Genomic DNA, 15,940 nt, shown 5'->3' on the forward strand with positions numbered 1-15,940 from the left:
ATTTGGACATGGTCGAAAACGGAGTTGCCGCTAAATGCTGTGCTCATGTTCACCTCTGCGTCGTTGCATATCGGGTAGGCCATGGCCCGATATGCAGTCGCTGTCTCTAATCTGTTTGGAACTACTCAGTTGTGTTCTCTCGAAGATGACTGTAAGCAGCCGGAACGTTGACCGTCCTGTGTGCCCATTCGAAGAGGCTATAGTCGCCGTAGTGAGCCATCGCAACTGCATCCTGAGTTTCCTCTGCGGAGCGTCCCTCATCGATCGCTCTTCGCACCGAGCCGTCAAGTTCACGAAGATAGTTGAGAGGAAAGTCAATGTCCGACGGGCGCATGGGCTTGCCGTGTCCGGGAATGATGGTCGCATCCTCGGGAAGGAATGCCTTCACGCGACTTAGAGTTTCAATCGTGTCGTGATGCCGGCCTTCCAGGAGCCAGGGGAGAGCGGGAGAAGGTGCTTGAATCATGTTGCCCACCCATAGCACTTTGGCATCGGGTACCCAAACAACGAGGTCGCCCGGTGTTTGGGCGAAGCCGAGATGCCGAACTTCGACCTTTCGACCCCCCAAATCAATTGTGATCATTTCGGGGACCACGACGTCAGCGCTGCGTGAGTGAACCCGTTCGATGCCTTTACCTCTGCCCATCAGGCCGAGCATGAAAGTGCGGTCCTCTTCAAAATGTTCATCCATGTACCGCTTGGTGGCGGGATGCTGAACGACGACCGTACTCTCCGGGAAGACATAATTGCCGTACGCGTGATCTCCGTGATAGCTCGTGTTTACAAGAAACCGAATGGGCTTGCTTGTTTTCTTCCGCACAAGACCAATGAGCTGCGAAGCGAGATCGCCATTCAGCATGGATTCGATCACCAGAACCGCCCGCTCCCCGATCACGAACCCTGCTGTCGTGGCCACGTGGTCTTTGTCGAAGACGTCGTCTGGCAGTACCGCTAAGACACCAGGAGATAGTTCCTTCGACGTTAGGTTTACAAGAGAGGCATCCCACGGAGGTGTAGCTGCTCGATCATTGTCGTTGCTCATTGTTGTTTCTCCTATCGTCATGGTTTCTGCTCATGGATCGCGCCGAGCTTTGTCGTTCGGCTAGCTCGCGGGCAGTTGGTCGGTCAGCTCACAGTCCAGGAGAATAGCCCCGGTACGATGCCTTCTCGCAGGTTAGTGCAATTCCTTTCGATCCCGCCGCTGATCTGGGTGCCGCCCAATCTGAATCCGTAACGCTCTGGCCTAACGGCTCATCTTCCGGTCATCGCCGAGATAGATAGACCAAGACACTCGTGAGCGTCATGCTGCAAGCGAATGGCCAACTTACACGCTGGCGGGAGCAATCGAACTAAGCCGCGTAACATATACGAACGAAGCACGTTACTGAACGTGAGGACAGAACACGGCCTGTCGGTTCCGACGGATTGATGACAGCATTTCGCCACTGACGGCGTCCCGTCGCGGGCCGCCGCCGGGCAGCAGTTCGATAGGGGGCCAAGCCTTCCGGCTGAGATTCAAGCGGTTCGGATATGTACAGGGCGGCCGATGCCCAATTGTTGCATCCTGTAGACGAGCGAGGTGCGATTCATATCAAGGCGCTTAGCAGCGCCACTTCTCCCGCCTATGACCCACTCGCGCGTCCGTGAGCGCGCAAGATGTTATCCCTTTCTAGTTCTCTGAGCCAGACGGCACGGATTAGAGCCTGGACAGTGGTTGATGGCTGGCGAAGACGAAGCGGCAGGATGGACGAGATGGTGACGAAGGGATATGCCGAGCCGGTGAAAGCGTCCTTCGCTTCCCTGCTACCGCACTACCTGAAGCACCAGAAGCCAAGGCTGAGACAGCGCAGCTATGAACGAACATCAGGCATTGTCGAGAACCAATTACGTCCATTCTTTGGCTCGATGCCGATGGCCAGCATTCGCAGAGCGGAGATCCAGGAGTATGTGACAGAGCGTGCAGGGCAAATCTCGGCCGGCGGCGTCACAAAGGAGCTGAATGTCCTCAAACACCTGCTGGGCTTGGCCTTGAATGGAAATTGATTCTGGTGAATCCGGCAGTGAAGATCAAAGCGCCCAGTGTGCCCGCTGGTCGACTTCGCTATCTGCAGCCTACGGAATTACGAGCGTTGCTTGTAGATTGCCCTGATTGGCTCCGACCGATCGCGGGCCTGGCGGCCTTTACTGCCATGCGACGGGCCGAAGTACTAAGTCTTCGCTGGCGCGACGTGGACATCAACGGGTCGCGCATTCCGTTACCGCAAACGAAGAATGGCGACGGTCGCACGTGTACCTAAATCAATTAGCCGCCAACGTACTCAAGAGCCATGGACCACTAGCGTGCACCCGACAGATAGGGTGATTGCGCTCGCCGAAGACTGCACTCCCGACAACGTCAGCAAGGGATTCGCGACCGTCTGCCGTCGGCTGGAGATCGACGACTTCAGATTCCACGACCCGAGACACACGGCTGCGAGCTGGATGCGTATGCAGGGCGCCGACATTCACACCGTTGCTCAACTCCTCGGCCACAAGGAACTGCGAATGGCGGCGCGCTATCAACAACTGTCGCGGGCTTCCTTGGGGGATGCGGTGGGAAGGCTGGATTCGATCTTGGGGAACCGGCGAAACTCACCGCTTCAAGCGGGAAAACGACATTTGGTAGCGTCAACGGGGATCGAACCCGTACTCTCCGCCTTGAGAGGGCGGCGTGTTAACCAGTTACACCATGACGCCACAGAAGCCGAGTGGCTTTGACTGTTCAAGTATATCAACGGTTGGTGTCGAAGCGAAATCGGTATCGGATGCCCCCGAGACCAACGGCTGAATACCCGGACTTCTTAGTTCTCTATATACCCAGCTTCTTCACTTCTTCGTTGTAGTACTTCCGGTACAGAATGTCCCACTCCTGGCTGCCTTCCTGGATGATCCGCCGTTGCGAGGCGATCTTCTGCTTGGCCGCCTGGTCGATTTTCAATTCGGCGAGCAGCAGGGTTTCGAGCGCCTTGCGCGCCTCCTGGCGGATGGTATTGCGGTCCTCCAGAAAGTCGGCCTCATCGGTCTCAGCGAGGGTATCGGCGACGACGTGAGCGAGCTTGTTCAACTTGTCGCGCGTGATCCTCATAGGACCGCCTTATACTTGCGCGCCAGTTCAATCTTGACCTTCTTGAACATCTCCATGTAGCTGGCGCCGCTTCGCCGCATGTCGTCCTGGTAGGCGTCAAGAATCACCCGCACCTCTTCGTTGATGCGGTCCTCCAGAGAGAGCTCTTCGATCAGGCCCTGGGTGACGCGGTCTTCGACCTTCTTCAGGTTTTCGGTGTGGATCATCTTCGCGTCGACCAAATGTTTTACCGTCTGACGAGCCAGATATCCGACATACTCTCTAGAAAAAATCATTGATCCAATTGGGAATATAGCACACCGAAGGGCTTAGCTCAGAAGGCGTTACCGCCCCGATGGGCCGTCTGACGGGGCTCCGGAAGCTGGGGAAACCATGGCGGGCCGATGCCGGCAGGAAGGGGTATTGAGACACTCGGATGCCAATCGCAACCTCTCGACCGGCCGGCCATGGCGAAGATGCTCTTCCACAATCTCATCGAGGTCCTCGGGCTGGACGAACCCGTACCAGACCTGCTCGGGATAAACCACAATCGTCGGGCCGTGCTCACACTGCTCCAAGCACCCGGATTTGTTGACCCGCAGGACGCCGGGGAGCTTGGCGGCTTTCAGCTTGTCCTTCAGCAGGGAGTGCAACTCGCCCCTGCCGTCCGGACTGCAGGATGGACGGGCCGCGCCCGGCTCGCGGCGATTGGTGCATACGAAGATGTGCCGGTCGAATTCAGGCAATGGCGACTCCTCTCGAACTGAGCTAAACATATCACCAGGAACCAATGCATTCTGAGCATGAGGACCACTGCGGGACCGAGGCGGACGATTGCCAGCGATAGATGCCTTCCGAATGACGGCCGCGGCGAACCCATGATGGCGAAAGTGGGCAAATTGCTGGTCGCTACCCATTGCTAAATCTGCGACAATACCTTCTTGACGATGCAACCGGACAATCTGCTTTCCCTCAAAGACGACATGGTGGCCTTCATCGAAGGCCACGGCATGCGGCGTTTTCCCGGCTTTGCCGGAGATGATGTGCCCACGATCCTCTGGGAGGACGACTCCAATCCCGACAGCTGGAAAGATTTCGTCGAGATGGCCAAGACTGCCTCGGCTTCGTTTCTCACCATGAGCGAAGTCATTCTGGAAAAAGAAGACCTCGAGATTCTCATCGAGCACCTCGGCGATCAGGATTTCTCTGCCGAAGACGGATCCGACGTTCATGACGTGGAGTTCCTCGTCAGCTATGTCGGCAAGCTCGGCTACATTCAACTCGGCTTTGCCCACCAGGGGGTGGTGTATATCCACGAGAATTCGACCCCCTGGTATGACCGCTATCAGCAGATGCTGGAAGCGGTGGAGTCGTTCAGCGACATTCTTTTAGAAACCGGCGGCGACGAAGACGAAGAGTCGTGATGTCACCAGTAGCCCCCTCAATTTCACCAGTAGCCCCCTCATTGCCCGTTTCAGTCCCGCCGGGTATTGTCCCCGCTTCGACCCTGCCGCGAAGAGTGCGTTGGGTCGTGCCGCCGACTGACATCGATGCGGCCCGGGAGCTCGCGCAAAGCGCCGGCATCCCAGTGGTGCTGGCTCAGCTTTTACGGCTGCGCGGCGTCCACTCCCCGGAGGCAGCGGAGCGGTTTCTGAACGTCAGCTTCGATCACCTCCACGATCCCTACAGCATGGCCGGGATGACGGTGGCGGTGGCGCGGGTCAAGGCGGCGATCGCCCGCCGCGAGCCGATCCTGATCTACGGCGATTATGACGTTGATGGGACGGTGGCCGTGGTCCTGCTCAAGACGGCAATCGAAATGATCGCGGGCCCGGGACGGAGTGACGTCCGCTTCCACGTGCCTCACCGGCTCCGCGAGGGTTACGGCATGAAGAGCGAGGTGGTCGAAGCCGCCGTGGCCGCCGGTGCCCGTCTCGTGATCAGCGTCGACACTGGAATTCGGGCTTTTGCAGCAGCCGAAGCAGCCGCCAGTCTCGGCATCGACCTGATTGTCACGGACCATCATCTGCCGGATCTCGGCCGAGGACTGCCACCGGCAATTGCGGTGCTCAACCCCAATCAGCAGGACTGCCAATATGCGTGCAAGCATCTCTGCGGCGCGGGTGTGGCCTTCAAGCTGGCCCAGGCACTGCTTGAGGCCCATGACCGGGTGAGAGCGCGGGAAAAGATCCTGCCATCCTTCCTGAAGATGCTGGCGATTGCCACCATCGCGGATGCGGTTCCGCTGCTCGGCGAGAACCGGGCGATTGCGGCTCTCGGCATCGAGCAGCTCGGCCGCCCGGCACACCCGGGGCTTCGGGCGCTGCTGGAGCTGGCGAAGCTCGACCCCGTGCAGCGCCGTCTCACCTCGACCGACATCGCCTTCCGGCTGGCCCCACGCATCAATGCCGCCGGGCGCATGGATATCGCGTCCGAGGTAGTTGAGATGTTCACCACCCGCGACTCCCAGCGCGCCCGCTTCCTGGCAGAGAAGCTTGATCGCCTGAACTCCGATCGCCGCAACACCGAGGCCGGCATTCTCGACAAGATCGAAGCCCAGCTTAAGCAAGATCCTCGGCTTCGGGAAGGCCCCTGCATTGTGCTCGACGGAGAGGGCTGGCATCGCGGGGTGATTGGCATCCTTGCCTCGCGGGTCGTCGAGCAGACGGGACGCCCGGCAATCGTGATTACTCACGAGGCAGACGTCGGCGCTGCGGGCGGCGACAACGCAGGGGAGGCTGAGGCGCATGGATCGGGACGCTCCATTCCTGGCTTTCATCTTCTTCAGGCCATCGAGAGCTGCCACGAACTCTTCACTCGCTTCGGAGGCCATGCTCACGCGGTCGGTTTCTCGTTGCCATCCAGCCGGGTGCCGGAATTGCGCCAGCGCCTCACTGACTATGCCGGCATTCATCTGAGGCAGGAGGACCTGGAGCCCATGCTGCTGTGCGATGCTTATTTGCCGCTCGACCAGATCACTCCAGAACTCTATGCATGCCTGCAGCGCCTTCACCCTACCGGCATGAACAACGAAGATCCGCGCTTTGTCGCTACCAACGTAAAAGTGGTGGGACAGCCCCGCATCCTGAAGGAGCTTCATGTCAAACTGCAGTTGGCTCGAGGCCCGGGCGAAGGTGCCATACCCGCTCTCGCCTGGCGCTGGGCCGGCAGGCTTGCGGCGATGGGAGTCGGCGACGGCGCCTTGCTGGATGTGGTCTACCGGCTTCGCCACAACCAGCATCCCGACTTCGGGGGCGTTGAATTGGAAATCGAAGACCTTCGGCTCGCGGAGGCCGCGGCGGTGCAGAGTTCGCATCCGCCACACTCCTCGGCTTAGAAAGGCAGCGTTGCCGCGGGTATCTGGGAAGGGCTGCTCTGCCTTCACTTAGAGCATTTAAGCTTCTAGAGCCCCGTGTCTGAAGTTCCATTCGAGAATTGACGACAGGGACGTAGCGCCTATCCCTGAAAACGCAAATCCTTCGCTCGCAGCTGGATAAGGGAAGATCGTTTCTCGAAGCTCAGCCTCCGGAAGACCAATGGAGGCTACAACACCCGCGCGATAATCGCAGAGGCCGAATCGATCCGCCGCTCCGCGCCATCGCGGTTCTGGATGGCCGCCGGGTCGCTCTCCGCACCGCTGACATCGTTATGCGCGGCCCGCAATAGATCGGCCACTTGATGAAAGCGTCCCGCGGGTGGCAAGTTCCGATTGGATGGGGGGACGTCTTGCAGGGCCTTTCCATCGGCGCCAGCCGAGTTCTTCAGGTCGTTAATGGCATGCTCTATTTCGTTGAGGGCCTGCGCCGCCGCCTGTGCATGCACCGGATTGCCAAAGTTGGTCTGCAGCAGGCTGCGTGCTTCCCGCAGGTTGCGCAGTGCATGAAGATAAGCTGGATGGTGTCCGGGCATCTGGGCGGGCGCGCTCGCCCCGGCTCCTGCAAAGACTAGTCCACACACGACGATCCATTGAATGAGTGGGTTTGCTTTCGTCTTGATCATGGGTCTTACCATTCCTTTGTCGGGCTGTTAGTTGCCTGTCTGGCTGTTAGCTGCCGGTCCAAGGTGCATGCTGCAACCGACGCGATTGTACTGCCCGGCCACCGGCCATTCTGGGCCGGGAGCAAGACTCCTTTCCCGGGCCAAAGGTCCAGGACAATGATTACGCTTGAACACTGGAGATCGTGGCCGCAATTATAGAGCAGAAGTCCAGCTACTGTAATGCGCGCCGCCGCCCCATCGTTTCGGAACCCGGTTGCCCTGCGAAAGTCTCTATGTTTCTGCTGTCGGTGAATCCGCTATCGGGCTGCAGAAATTCTCCGCAGCGGCAGCAGAATGTCGTCCAGGGCCAGGTACGCACCGGGGATAGGTTCTAGGTGGGGATAGCGCAATCCCTGGTGATAGTCGAGTCGAATGACCTTGTAATAACCGGTATTGGCGACAATTAATTCAATGGGGTTGGAGTTTGCCTTGGCGTCGGCAATTGCATTCTTCAGCACTTCACCCGAGTACTGCCTGCCGTTCACAGCGATGATGTTCATCCCTGGACCAAGGCCGGCTTTATCCGCGGGGGAATCGACCAGCACGTCGCCGATCTTGCCGCCATCGTCGCCTCGGCCATTGGTGTTTACCGTCATCCCAATCGACCACCAGAGGTTTGTGGCGCCGTTGACTAGGTCCGTGGCTTGGGTGAAGTCATTGGGCCGGTCGGTATAGACAATCCGGTAACCGCCGTTTTCGATGCCGGCCAGCGGAGCATGATTCGCCTTCGACCTTAATCGCTCATTCAGGAAGGACGCCCAATCGAAAGGGACAATCGCATTCAAGCTGTTGACTACATCTTCAAAGGTGTAGGTCACTACCTTTGGCGGGGTGTCGCCGCCAAGCCCGAGAAACGACGCGCAGAAGTCGTTAAGGCTTTTCTTGTTCTTACTCTGCTTGCGGATGGTAGTGTCGACCTCCAGCCAGATCAGCTGTCCTTCGTCGTAGTAGTCAACGCTCCGGCGCCAGTTGTCCCATTCATCCACAGTCTCATAGAGAGTCTGGGCCGCGGTCGCGGTGTCCTGCAGATCGCGCCAGGTGCGGCCCGGCCTGAGGTCGAAGGTGGCCGCACTCTGGGCGAGGGCGTCGCGGTACTGAGCGGCTGTTTCGATGCCGCTCCGCGCTGCCAGCACATCCCCGAGATACTGGGTCAGGCCCTCATAGACCCAAAGAAGATTTCCCCGCATTGGGCTCTCATAGTTGCCAGTCGCCAAACCTGCCGGGCGACGATATTTGCCGTTCCAGGAATGAGTGAATTCATGCGGCAGCAGATCTGCCGATACCAGTGCCAGGTTGTCGTCGATGTAGGTCCGTTCGGCCGCGCGGTCGTCGCTCGATTCATGGTGCTCCAGGCCGAAGTGCGCCACCTGATCGCTGAGCGTGACCAGGAAGTGATAGCCCCGATAGTGTCTCGACTTGTAAAGAGCGCCGGTTTCCCGCACCAGATTATCCAGGGCAGCAAGCGCTTCCGGCTTCAGTTGGAGATCCTCAGGCCCATCTGCAGCCAGATCGAGATAATGCTTTGGACTCACTTCCGGCGCCAGCGGAACTTCGCGAAAGTACTTTCCCGTCAGCAGCGGTGAATCGACTAATTGTTCGAGCGATACCGGTTCGAAGTGCACCGTGCCGTTGTCGTCGGAGGCTTTGCTGAGCGCCGTTCCATACTGCCATCCCTGCGGCATGCGCGCCGACGGCTGGAACTGGATCGCCTCGGCCTGCTTCCCTTGCGGATAGAGCACCACTTGGTTCCAATTCACTATCGCGAGGTTCGCCGATGTAGAGGCGCCGGCCGAAGAACCGGTCGCAGGCGCGGTAGCGAGAAAGTCAAGCTTGACGTCGAGCGTCGTCACCCCAGCTGGCACGGTCAGGTGGAAGGCGAACATATTGACGTCGTCTCGCTGCCAGGCGAGATCCTGGCCGTTGGCAGCAATGAAGAGACCCGCCAGATTATCGACCGTCCCGCTGGGTTCATGCTCCCCGGGTATCCATTTTGGATAGAGCAGGGTGAGCGGACCCGGCTCCACGGGGATGGAAAGCCGCGCATGAAGAATCCGGCGGGGAGCATCGGTGACATCGACGGTGACTTGAATGGGCAAGGGGGTCTGTGCAGAAAGGAAGCAGGAAGAAGCAGCGACGCCAAACAGAAGGGTAGAACGAAGAAGCAGCGACTTTCTGTTCATGACTCTCCTGAAAACAACTGCTAAGTCTAACGGAAGGAGAGGAAACACACCTGCCAGACCCGGAGGTCCTTGCGGCATCATTGCGTCATGCTGGCAGTTTTGACTGCCTCATGGGAGAGAGTTTCACGCGAGGCAAGCGCCGCACCCGGCCGTGGCCACTGGCCAGGACGAGGTGAGGGTGGCTAGAAGTCAAGGTGGCGACTAGAGGAGCGCTATCAGTTCGAGCTGCTGCCCTGGGGCCAATGCCAAAGTTTTGTGAGGCGCGTTGGTGCGCTCGACCCGGGTGCTTGCGCTGGCGGTTGACCATCATGAGTGATTGAGATTTGCTGAGAGGGCGGTAAGGAAGAAGGAAGTTTGTTCGAACTGGCTGCAAAGCTTGACATTGCCGCCTTGTGCAAGCACACTTCGGGAATGCGAAACAAGCCTGCTCGGCTTTGTTTCATGGCAGCGCCCGAGGGTCAGCGATTGAAGGAATCACAGGCAAGCCGGATCACATATACGCTCGAGTCCTCGCTGGATAGCGTGAACCGGGTCGAGCAGACAGCTGAAGAACTCGCGAAAAAGGCGGGCGTCGAAGAGGATGAGGTTTACCGCATCGCGATGGCGGTGCGGGAGGCAGCCGTGAATGCTGTCCTTCATGGCAATTCCTACGACCCGCAGAAGCACATTACCGCCTCTTTTGAGAACACGGGTAGCGATCTGATTATTCGCATCGCCGACCAGGGAGTCGGTCTCGATCCCGACACTCTTCCCGATCCTTTGGCCCCCGAAAATCTTCTGCGCGGCTCCGGCCGCGGCATCTTCCTTATCCGCTCCTTTATGGATGAGGTACATTTCAAGTTGCTAAATCCAGGCACAGAACTTACCCTGATCAAGCATTTGGGCGCGGAACATGCGGCGGAATGAAAGCCTCAGTTGTTTCTGAAAAATTCTCTTCATTCTTTAGTTTAGACATTCAAGGAGGACCTTCTAAGTGAGCCTAAAACTCAGTACCCGTCAGGTCGACGGTATTACCATTCTCGATTTAAGCGGTCGCATCACGCTCGGCGAGGGCAGCGTCCAGTTGCGCGACGCGGTCCGCGACCTGCTGTCTAAGGGTTCCAAGCATATCCTGCTCAACCTTGGCGACGTAAACTACATCGACAGCTCGGGTATCGGCGAACTCGTCAGCGCTTACACCACCGTACGCAATCAAGGCGGAGAGCTCAAATTGCTCAATCTGACCAAGAAGGTCCATGACCTGCTTCAAATCACCAAGCTCTACACCGTCTTCGACGTGAAGGACGACGAAGCGACTGCGATTGCTTCTTTTACCAAGTAAGACGAACTCTGAGAGCACCCCCTGAGGCTGCCGAACTCCCGGCAGCCTCTTCTCGTCTAGGTGGCGGCTCGATGCTGCCCGAAGGCGCTGTCGCTTCGATCTATCTGATCAGTAAATTTTTGCCGTAACGATGCACTCCGATTCGGAAAATGGCGGGGCCTTCCAACGATGAAGAAGACGATGCGATTACCGGCCCGATGCCTTGGCCTGGTCCTGTTAGCCGCTAACCTGACCGCTCCTGCCCAGCAATTAACCGCTCGGCAGGTGATCGAACGGATCAAGCAGGCGACCGGAGCCGAATCCCCGGCGCAGACCGTCGACACGTTCAAAGGGGGCGACCCGGAAGAAAAAGTTACCGGCATCGCCACCACCTTTCTCGACACCTATGCTGTCTTGCAGCAGGCCGCAGCCGATGGGCATAACCTCATCATCACCCATGAACCCACCTTCTACACGCACACCGACGACAAAAGCATCCTCGGGAACGATCCGGTGCAGGCGCAGAAAGAAGCCTTCGTCCGCGACCATCACCTGGTGGTCTGGCGCTTTCACGACCTGTGGCACCTGCGCAATCCTGACGGAATTCTGGAGGGAGTGACGGCAAAGCTCGGCTGGGAGCAGTTCCAGGTTCCGGGACAGCCGCATCTGTTCAAGCTTCCCCAACAGACGCTTGGCGATCTGGAGACAAACCTGAAACAGCAACTCGGAGCGGAATTGTTTCGCGTGGTTGGCGACCGGAAGATGCAAGTAAGCCGGGTGGCGCTCTTGCCGGGAGCTTCCGGCGAAGTCAAGCAGGTCGAGTTCCTCGAACGCGATGATGTCGAGGTGCTGGTCGCTGGCGAAGCAGCCGAGTGGGAGACGGTCGAGTACGCCCGCGACGCAATCGCCGAAGGCCGTCATAAGGCCTTGATTCTGGTGGGACACGAGGTCTCAGAAGAACCTGGCATGGAGTATTGCGCCAAGTGGCTTCAAGGCTTGTTCCCAGGGGTGCCAGTCGAGTTTCTGAAAGCGGGCAGTCCCTTCGCGGCTGTTCCTGCGCATGGCTCGCGCTGACCAAAACGCTGGTTGCTGCTCGGACAATGTTTTAGTATCAGCACCAGAAATCACGGTGCTCTCTTGATGCAAAATCGCGCGCGCCTGTTCCTGCAGTCGAGGCACGTAGACACGCTCACCACGCGGAAGTTCTTTCTGCTCTTCATCTTCTTGCTCGGCAGTCTGGTTCTTTATCCGCTCGCCGGCGACAACGGATCCCGGTATTACCTCTTCCGCTTCCTTAGTACTGTGGTCATTCTGCTGAGTGTCTACGCGGTCAGCTTCCGTCGCAGTCTGGTGGTGTTCGCTGTCGTGCTTGCTGTCCCTGCCCTGCTGCAGCACACCGTGATGTTCCACCGGATCGATGCCAATTGGCTGTCGATTATCAGGATCGGTCTGAGCTTCACCTTTGACGTCTTTATCGTCGTCGTGATCTTTCGCCGCGTCTTTGCCCACCAACAGCCCGACGCTGAGACCATCTTTGGCGCGTTGTGTATCTATTTGCTGGTGGGCTTCAGCTTCGCCAGTGTCTTCGGGCTCATCTCCGACTTCCGTCCGCACGCGTTCTACCTCGATCCCTTAACCAACCGGCATCTGGTTCCGGACCGCTTCGACTTCGTCTACTACAGCTTTGGAACGATGACGTCGCTGGGCGCTGCGGGAATCACCCCAGTTTCACCAGAGGCCCGGTCGCTCACGGTCATCGAATCCATCCTCGGCATCCTCTACCTGGCGGTACTGATCTCGAGGTTGATGGATTCCTATCGCAAGCGCCCGACTTCCCTCTCGGCCTCGAGCCGAGAGGAAGAAAGGCGAACTGACGCCGCACTCCCGACTGACTCAGCGCCATAGATGAGAGTTGACTAATCCTCATTCAGCTTTGCGGATCGCGTTTCAGTCCCATCGCTTCGGCGGTGACATCGGTATACTTCAATCCGGCGCCAGTATTGAATAACACCACGCGATCGGAAGCTTGCAGAAAACCATCCGCAATCAGGCGATCGTAGGCCGCAGTCGCAGCCGCGCCCTCCGGGGAGAGAAATATTCCTTCGTTGCGCGCCCAATCGAGAATGGACGTTAAGATCACCTCATCGCTGAGCGCCAGGGCGATGCCTTCCGACTCCCGCAGAATGTCCAGCATGATGGCGTCGCCGTAGGGCTTGGGTACCCGCAAGCCGGAAGCAAAGGTCGCCGCATCCTTCCACATCTCGCTGGCCTTCTCCCCGGCCTCAAAAGCCCGAGCCACTGGCGCGCAGCCGGATGCTTGCACCGCAATCATCTTCGGTCGTTTGCCCGGCTTGACCCAGCCGAGTTCCTCGAGCTCACCGAAGGCCTTCCACATGCCGATCAAGCCAACGCCGCCGCCAGTGGGATAAAAGACCGCGTCGGGATACTCCCAGCCAAGCTGCTCAACCAGTTCATACCCCATCGTCTTTTTGCCCTCGACGCGAAACGGCTCCTTCAGCGTCGAGACGTCGAACCAGCCTTCGGCTGCCTTGCGCTCGGCGACGATTCGTCCGCAGTCGGAGATCAGCCCGTTAACGAGCGTGACGTTCGCTCCATAAGCAACGGCTTCGACGTAGTTCGCGAATGGAACATCGCGTGGCATGAAGATGTGGGCCTCCATGCCCGCAGCGGCGGCGTAGGCAGCCAGTGCGCCTGCCGCGTTGCCCGCCGACGGCACGGCCAGCTTGCGCAAACCGTAGTGGCGCGCCATGGTAACGGCCAGGGCTAGCCCGCGCGCCTTGAAGGTACCGGTAGGATTCGCGCCCTCTTCCTTCAGGTACACGTTCGGATAGCGTTTGCTCCGCAGCATCGGGGTCCAACCCTCGCCCAGAGTGATCGGCTCGACATCGGGCAACACAGCGCGATAGCGCCACATGCCCGGCCATGGGTTAGCTGGTGTGCCTTCCGCAATCGCGGCCCCGGGCAACGATCCGCGCAGGGCGGAAAAGTCATATCGGACATACAGCGAGCCTGCCGGTGGAGTCGGACAGACCGGGCAGAGGGTTTGCGGGGTTTCAGCGGAGATATGAGAGTGGCAACGGGAACATTCTAAATAGGCGATCGATGTCATAGGGGGAAGAGAGGCCACCGTAACGACGCAAAGGCGCTCTCCTTTATAGTAAGGGATGTAGCGGAGTCTTACCTGCTGCTTGGCGCATAAGCGGATGACGATCAAGAAGACAATGGGGAGAAAGTAGGGTTGCCTGACTTGGCTGATCGCTCTCAATCGCCAATCATGCCTTCGAGGCTGCCCGCCTGGTGACGATCAGGGTTGTCGTTGAGCTCCTGCGTATCGCTGCCCTCACCTTCGCAGCCGGATACGCCATCCGCCGCCGCAACATGACAATCTGGATCCTCTGGTCTATGTTTGCCGGCATCGAACTTGGGCTGGATGCACCATCGTTCGCGCTCCAGCTTCACGTCTTCAGCGACATCTTTCTGCGGCTGATCAAAGCCATCGTCGCGCCATTGATTCTCGGTACGCTTATCTCCGGGATCGGCTCACATGGCAGCCTCAAAGAAGTGGGCCGGCTCGGCATCAAGTCGTTGATCTACTTTGAAGTCCTCACTACGATTGCGCTGCTGGTCGGACTGGCCGCCATCAACATCAGCCGCGCTGGCGTTGGTCTGCAAGTGCCTGCCTCGGCGAACAACAAGAACGCTGGACTGGCGCTCCCCGTGCAGCAGACTTCTCCGCAATCTATACCTAAGTGGGACCAGTTCCTGCTCCATGTTTTTCCAGAGAATATCGCCAAGTCGATCGCAGAGAACGAAATCCTGCAGGTGGTTGTCTTTGCCGTTCTCTTCGGACTGGCTTTGACTCGCCTGCCGGATGAGAGCCGGTTGCCGATGCTGACCGTGGCGCAGTCGTTCACTAAGGCGATGTTCCAGTTCACCAACCTGGTCATGTTCGTGTCGCCGCTAGCGGTTGGTGCCGCGCTCGCCTACACCATCGCCCACTCTGGATCGGGCGCAATCCTCGGGCTTGCCAAACTTGTCGCAACGCTCTACGGCGCTCTCGTCGCTTTCATTCTGGTGGGGATGCTACCTGCAGCGCTGATCGCGCGAGTGCCCATCCGCCGCTTTCTCGCTGCAGTGGCCGAGCCCGCCTTTCTCGCCTTTTCAACCTCGACCTCCGAAGCAGCGCTCCCGATTGCCATGGAGAACATGGAAGCTCTCGGAGTTCCCGAAAACATCGTCGCCTTCGTCATCCCCACCGGCTATAGTTTCAACCTCGACGGCACGGCGATCTATCTCGCGCTGGCCTCGGTTTTCGTGGCCCAGGCCGGGGGCATTCATCTTGGATGGAAAACGCAGCTGGTGATGCTGGCAACCTTGGTGCTCACCAGCAAAGGCGTCGCCGGAGTGCCTCGAGCCAGTCTCGTTGTACTGATGGCAACGGCCGCGAGCTTTCGCCTTCCGGTCGAACCGATCGTGCTCATCCTGGGAGTCGACGCCTTAATGGACATGGGCCGGACAGCCATCAACGTGACTGGGAATTGCCTAGCAAGCGTGGTGGTGGCAAGGTGGGAGGGCAAATTCGCTCCGTCCAGCACTCGGTCGGCCTTAACAGATGTAAACCCTCCGCAGGAATGTCATCCTGAGTGAAGCGAAGGATCTGCGGTTTGCGTAAATCGCGCCGCAGGCGCATCCTTCATCTCACTCCCCAATGCCAAGAAGCTATTTCACTTACATGGTGGCCAGCCGCTCCCACACCCTCTACGTCGGAGTCACCAGCAATATGGAACAACGCATCTGGCAACACAGGAACAAGGAATACGAAGGCGTCTCGGCAAGGTACAACTGCAATCGCCTGGTCTGCTTTGAGCAGTACAGCAACGCGGGGACGGCCATTGCTCGCGAGAAGGAACTGAAGGGCTGGCGTAGGGCAAGGAAGATCGAGCTAATTGCAATATCCAACCCAACGTGGGTGGATCTTAGCGAAGGTTGGGGTCAGCCAATAAATTCAACCGCAGCTCCTTCGCTTGGCTCAGGATGACATTTGTTGTGTTGATTTGCAGAATCGTGTTGTGTCTATTCGCGGAATTATGTCGTATTGATCGTGGAGTCGGCTGACTTTCATACCCGCTTCGCGACAGGGAAACTAGAATGATATCTCTTCTAAAAGATAAGCCCGTAAACAATACTGTCATCCTGAGCGAAGCGAAGGATCTGCGGTTTGTCTAAAAATCCGGCCGAAGGCCAACATTATAAAGTACCTCCGAACTTTCAACCACAGGGACACGTTAAGCAGAAACT

General features: G+C 58.3%; 17 protein-coding genes, 1 tRNA gene and 1 pseudogene. 10 read left to right on the plus strand and 9 right to left on the minus strand.

The annotated features are described in order from the left end of the window. Positions 1–121: 121 nt before the first annotated feature. Both ACPOL_RS27620 and ACPOL_RS36600 read right to left on the minus strand, forming a co-directional pair. A complete protein-coding gene (locus tag ACPOL_RS27620) occupies positions 122–1,042 on the minus strand; it encodes an MBL fold metallo-hydrolase (RefSeq protein WP_114209904.1) in 921 nt (306 codons plus the stop codon). A gap of 473 nt (positions 1,043–1,515) precedes the next feature. Further along, the gene (locus ACPOL_RS36600; RefSeq protein WP_114211117.1) at positions 1,516–1,626 is read right to left on the minus strand and encodes a helix-turn-helix domain-containing protein; all 111 of its coding nucleotides are present in this window, start codon (positions 1,624–1,626) and stop codon (positions 1,516–1,518) included. Between the two features lie 126 nt (positions 1,627–1,752). On the opposite strand from ACPOL_RS36600, the gene ACPOL_RS27630 reads away from it, so the two are divergent. Both ACPOL_RS27630 and ACPOL_RS36605 read left to right on the plus strand, forming a co-directional pair. Further along, positions 1,753–2,043 (plus strand): N-terminal phage integrase SAM-like domain-containing protein, encoded by a 291-nt coding sequence (locus ACPOL_RS27630; protein ID WP_161557597.1) that lies wholly within the window; start codon positions 1,753–1,755, stop codon positions 2,041–2,043. Between the two features lie 228 nt (positions 2,044–2,271). Next, positions 2,272–2,559, plus strand: a pseudogene (locus ACPOL_RS36605) (tyrosine-type recombinase/integrase); the annotation flags it as partial. Positions 2,560–2,659: 100 nt separating this feature from the next. On the opposite strand, the gene ACPOL_RS27645 reads toward ACPOL_RS36605, so the two are convergent. The 4 genes from ACPOL_RS27645 to ACPOL_RS27660 form a co-directional block, all read right to left on the minus strand. Further along, positions 2,660–2,736: transfer RNA gene (locus tag ACPOL_RS27645), tRNA-Glu, on the minus strand. Positions 2,737–2,848: 112 nt separating this feature from the next. Continuing rightward, a complete protein-coding gene (locus ACPOL_RS35570; protein WP_114209907.1) occupies positions 2,849–3,124 on the minus strand; it encodes a DUF507 family protein in 276 nt (91 codons plus the stop codon). Continuing rightward, complete coding sequence (locus ACPOL_RS35575) at positions 3,121–3,399, minus strand: DUF507 family protein (RefSeq protein WP_114209908.1); 279 nt, start codon at positions 3,397–3,399, stop codon at positions 3,121–3,123. Before ACPOL_RS35575 ends, ACPOL_RS35570 begins: the two co-directional genes overlap by 4 nt. Before the next feature lie 48 nt (positions 3,400–3,447). Further along, positions 3,448–4,110 carry a (2Fe-2S) ferredoxin domain-containing protein gene (locus ACPOL_RS27660; protein ID WP_236657597.1) on the minus strand — a complete coding sequence of 221 codons (663 nt, stop codon included), beginning with the start codon at positions 4,108–4,110 and terminating at the stop codon, positions 3,448–3,450. A 3-nt stretch (positions 4,111–4,113) separates the two neighbouring features. Here ACPOL_RS27660 and ACPOL_RS27665 point away from each other — a divergent pair, with 3 nt between their 5' ends. Continuing rightward, positions 4,114–4,527, plus strand: coding sequence for a hypothetical protein (locus ACPOL_RS27665; protein WP_338026722.1), 414 nt, complete (start codon positions 4,114–4,116; stop codon positions 4,525–4,527). Next, a complete protein-coding gene (recJ, locus tag ACPOL_RS27670; protein WP_114209910.1) occupies positions 4,527–6,440 on the plus strand; it encodes a single-stranded-DNA-specific exonuclease RecJ in 1,914 nt (637 codons plus the stop codon). The genes ACPOL_RS27665 and recJ overlap by 1 nt, the downstream gene beginning before the upstream one ends. Positions 6,441–6,646: 206 nt before the next feature. Here the strand turns inward: recJ and ACPOL_RS27675 are convergent, their stop codons facing one another. Together ACPOL_RS27675 and ACPOL_RS27680 are read right to left on the minus strand one after the other, a co-directional pair. Beyond that, positions 6,647–7,102: a hypothetical protein gene (locus ACPOL_RS27675; protein ID WP_114209911.1), complete on the minus strand. Its 456-nt coding sequence runs from the start codon at positions 7,100–7,102 to the stop codon at positions 6,647–6,649. Between the two features lie 296 nt (positions 7,103–7,398). Further along, positions 7,399–9,321: a M61 family metallopeptidase gene (locus ACPOL_RS27680; RefSeq protein WP_114209912.1), complete on the minus strand. Its 1,923-nt coding sequence runs from the start codon at positions 9,319–9,321 to the stop codon at positions 7,399–7,401. A gap of 354 nt (positions 9,322–9,675) precedes the next feature. On the opposite strand from ACPOL_RS27680, the gene ACPOL_RS27685 reads away from it, so the two are divergent. The 4 genes from ACPOL_RS27685 (at position 9,676) to ACPOL_RS27700 (ending at position 12,526) form a co-directional block, all read left to right on the plus strand. Next, positions 9,676–10,227, plus strand: a complete 552-nt coding sequence (locus ACPOL_RS27685) for an ATP-binding protein (RefSeq protein ID WP_236657079.1) — start codon at positions 9,676–9,678, stop codon at positions 10,225–10,227. Positions 10,228–10,294: 67 nt separating this feature from the next. Further along, complete coding sequence (locus ACPOL_RS27690) at positions 10,295–10,642, plus strand: STAS domain-containing protein (RefSeq protein ID WP_114209913.1); 348 nt, start codon at positions 10,295–10,297, stop codon at positions 10,640–10,642. A gap of 180 nt (positions 10,643–10,822) precedes the next feature. After that, entirely contained in the window at positions 10,823–11,695 is an 873-nt protein-coding gene (locus ACPOL_RS27695; RefSeq protein ID WP_114211120.1) for a Nif3-like dinuclear metal center hexameric protein, read from the plus strand. A 66-nt stretch (positions 11,696–11,761) separates the two neighbouring features. Then, the gene (locus ACPOL_RS27700; protein WP_114209914.1) at positions 11,762–12,526 is read left to right on the plus strand and encodes an ion channel; all 765 of its coding nucleotides are present in this window, start codon (positions 11,762–11,764) and stop codon (positions 12,524–12,526) included. Between the two features lie 22 nt (positions 12,527–12,548). Here the strand turns inward: ACPOL_RS27700 and ACPOL_RS27705 are convergent, their stop codons facing one another. Beyond that, complete coding sequence (locus ACPOL_RS27705) at positions 12,549–13,751, minus strand: threonine synthase (protein WP_114211121.1); 1,203 nt, start codon at positions 13,749–13,751, stop codon at positions 12,549–12,551. A gap of 188 nt (positions 13,752–13,939) precedes the next feature. Here ACPOL_RS27705 and ACPOL_RS27710 point away from each other — a divergent pair, with 188 nt between their 5' ends. After that, positions 13,940–15,289, plus strand: a complete 1,350-nt coding sequence (locus ACPOL_RS27710) for a dicarboxylate/amino acid:cation symporter (protein WP_338026723.1) — start codon at positions 13,940–13,942, stop codon at positions 15,287–15,289. Between the two features lie 85 nt (positions 15,290–15,374). Beyond that, positions 15,375–15,680, plus strand: a complete 306-nt coding sequence (locus ACPOL_RS27715; protein ID WP_201758983.1) for a GIY-YIG nuclease family protein — start codon at positions 15,375–15,377, stop codon at positions 15,678–15,680. The last annotated feature ends 260 nt before the right edge of the window (positions 15,681–15,940 follow it).

The sequence above is a fragment of the Acidisarcina polymorpha genome, assembly GCF_003330725.1.
Taxonomy (GTDB): Bacteria; Acidobacteriota; Terriglobia; order Terriglobales; family Acidobacteriaceae; genus Acidisarcina; species Acidisarcina polymorpha.